At 47.5% G+C, this 2,364-nt stretch carries 3 protein-coding genes; all 3 read left to right on the forward strand.

All coding sequences use genetic code 11. The features are described 5' to 3' along the window. Positions 1-80: 80 nt before the first annotated feature. From tnpA to tnpC, 3 genes are read left to right on the forward strand one after another with little or no spacing between them, the layout of a single operon-like run. The gene (gene tnpA / locus IQQ51_RS00610) at positions 81-392 is read left to right on the forward strand and encodes an IS66 family insertion sequence element accessory protein TnpA (protein ID WP_193840082.1); all 312 of its coding nucleotides are present in this window, start codon (positions 81-83) and stop codon (positions 390-392) included. Beyond that, positions 389-742 (forward strand): IS66 family insertion sequence element accessory protein TnpB, encoded by a 354-nt coding sequence (gene tnpB, locus IQQ51_RS00615; protein ID WP_193840083.1) that lies wholly within the window; start codon positions 389-391, stop codon positions 740-742. The genes tnpA and tnpB overlap by 4 nt, the downstream gene beginning before the upstream one ends. Before the next feature lie 59 nt (positions 743-801). Beyond that, positions 802-2,331: an IS66 family transposase gene (gene tnpC / locus IQQ51_RS00620; RefSeq protein ID WP_193840084.1), complete on the forward strand. Its 1,530-nt coding sequence runs from the start codon at positions 802-804 to the stop codon at positions 2,329-2,331. Positions 2,332-2,364: the final 33 nt, after the last annotated feature.

A 2,364-nucleotide genomic window follows, 5' to 3' on the forward strand; every position in this document is an offset into this window, starting at 1 on the left:
GTAAGCGCGTCATAAACCCCGCATTCTAATCACCTAGAGCGAATAATAAGATCAGGTCTCCAACCATGAGGAGATTTGAAATGAGAAAACGTCGCACCAATCAAGAATGGCAAACGCTTATCGAGCAATCTGAATCGAGTTCGTTGTCGATACTCGCATTTTGTAAGCTCAATGAACTTAACCCCTCAACGTTCTATGCCAAACGCCAGCAACTCAACAAAACCGACGTATCTCTAGGCTTTGTGCGAGCTGAAGTCGTCGAAAAGACGACCAAGTATCAAGCGCAGATAGCCACAGCTAACATGACACTGCTCGTCAATGATGTTGAGCTGAGTATTCCGCAAGGCACGCCAGTGGTCTATCTCGCAGAGCTTATCGGTGCGCTATCATGAAACGCATGCTCAGCGCTCCAGAGATTTACTTGTATCGTGAAAGCGTCGATTTTAGAAAGTCGATCAATGGTCTTGCGGCGATTATCGAAAGTGACACCGATTTACCCTTGGGAAGCGGCGCATTGTTCCTGTTCACCAATAAACAGCGCGACAAAATCAAGGTACTGTACTGGGATGAAACAGGCTTCGCCCTTTGGTATAAGCGCCTCGAAAAAGCCAAGTACAAGTGGCCGTCAAAAGAGAAAAATGAGGTGTTTACTCTGACTCAATTCGAGCTTGATAGGCTGCTTTCTGGCTTCACGATTATCGGCCACAAACCTGTTGGAATAAACGATTTTACAATGACTTAATCGATAATAAAGCCTTATCCACCAAGCGTTAGCGGCATGATTTTAGTATAATAAATGCCATGAAAAAGACGCCAAATATCAATCCAGAAAGTCAAAATGTTGCCGAGCTACAAGCGATGGTGAAAGCGCTGATGGCGTCAGAAAGCCGATTGAAACAAGAACGCCAGTCGCTACTTGAACAACTCAAGCTTGCTTTCGACCGTCAGTTCTCTAAACGCTCAGAGGCGTTAAAACCTTACGATGAATCTCAAGGTGACCTCTTCAACGAAGTGGAATGTGAAGCCACTAAGGAAGATGAGGTTGAGGTCACGACAACCACCACAACGAAGAAACGTGGTAAGCGCAAGCCACTTCCAAAGACCTTGACTCGTGAGGTTATCGAACTCGACTTAGACGACCATGAAAAGCAGTGCGCTTGCTGCAAGCATGGTCTTCATAAAATCGGTGAAGACCGCAGTGAAAAGCTAGAGTTCTCACCAGCGGTACTCAAAGTGCTGGAATATGTTCGTCCTAAGTATGCTTGTCGTCAGTGCGAGCAAACTGAAGGCAACAATCGCATCGTTCAAAAACCAGCGCCACAAAGTATTATCCCTAAAAGCTTCGCGACAGAAAGCTTGCTGGCCAATATCATCCTTGGTAAATACCAATACGCGATGCCACTGTATCGCCAAGAGTCGCTGTTTACCCAGTCGGGTATCGAGCTGTCACGAACTACTATGGCAAGGTGGATTATCCAAGTCAGTGAGCAGTTCGCACCGCTTTATGCGGCCTTGAAAGCGCATCTACTAGAGCAAGTGGTAGTTCAGGCGGATGAAACGCCGCTCAATGTCCTCAAGGAAGATAAGCAATGCTACATGTGGCTCTACTGCTCGGGTGCAGACTCGCCAGATGCCGCACTCCCCAACGTGAAAAATATCGCCTTGTACGACTATCAAAACAGTCGCGCGAGGTCATGCCCTGTTGCCTTTTTAGGGGATTATAGTGGTTATCTTCAAACCGATGGCTATGGTGCCTATGACGGCCTTCACCAAGTCACCAATGTTGGTTGCATGGCGCATGCACGGCGTAAGTTCATGGATGCTAAAAAGGTTCAAGGCAAAGGTAAGTCAGGCAAAGCTGATAAAGCGCTGGCCAAAATCCAGAAACTCTATGGGATAGAATCACGATTAAAAGGTGCGTCTGTCGAGACACGAAAAGCAGAGCGTCAACTGTATGCCAAGCCAATACTTGATGAGTTGTACGAGTGGATGACAACTCAACAAGTGATAGCGTCTAGCCCGCTAGGCAAAGCGATAAAATACACGCTTGGACAATGGCCGAAGCTGATCCGCTATATCGATGATGGCCACTTATCGATAGACAATAACCGTGCTGAACGCGCAATAAAACCGCTGGTCATTGGCAGGAAGAACTGGCTCTTCTCGAGCACACCAAATGGTGCGGCGGCGAGCGCGATGCTTTACAGCATCGTGGAAACAGCCAAAGCAAACGGGCTTATCCTCTACGACTACATGGTTAAGTGCATGAAAGAGCTAGCGCAAGCTGAGCCTGATATCGATGCGCTCTTACCCTGGAACTTCAAACATTAGCAAGTTCGCCCTGTGGGTTCATGGGGCGGATAC

Source organism: Vibrio sp. OPT18 (genome assembly GCF_015163615.1).
In the GTDB taxonomy this organism is placed as follows: domain Bacteria; phylum Pseudomonadota; class Gammaproteobacteria; order Enterobacterales; family Vibrionaceae; genus Vibrio; species Vibrio coralliirubri.

Excerpts from the sequence above, each read along its gene's own strand:
- tnpA (WP_193840082.1), top strand. The coding sequence starts at position 81 with ATGAGAAAACGTCGCACCAATCAAGAATGGCAAACGCTTATCGAGCAA.
- tnpB (WP_193840083.1), top strand. The coding sequence starts at position 389 with ATGAAACGCATGCTCAGCGCTCCAGAGATTTACTTGTATCGTGAAAGC.
- tnpC (WP_193840084.1), top strand. The coding sequence starts at position 802 with ATGAAAAAGACGCCAAATATCAATCCAGAAAGTCAAAATGTTGCCGAG.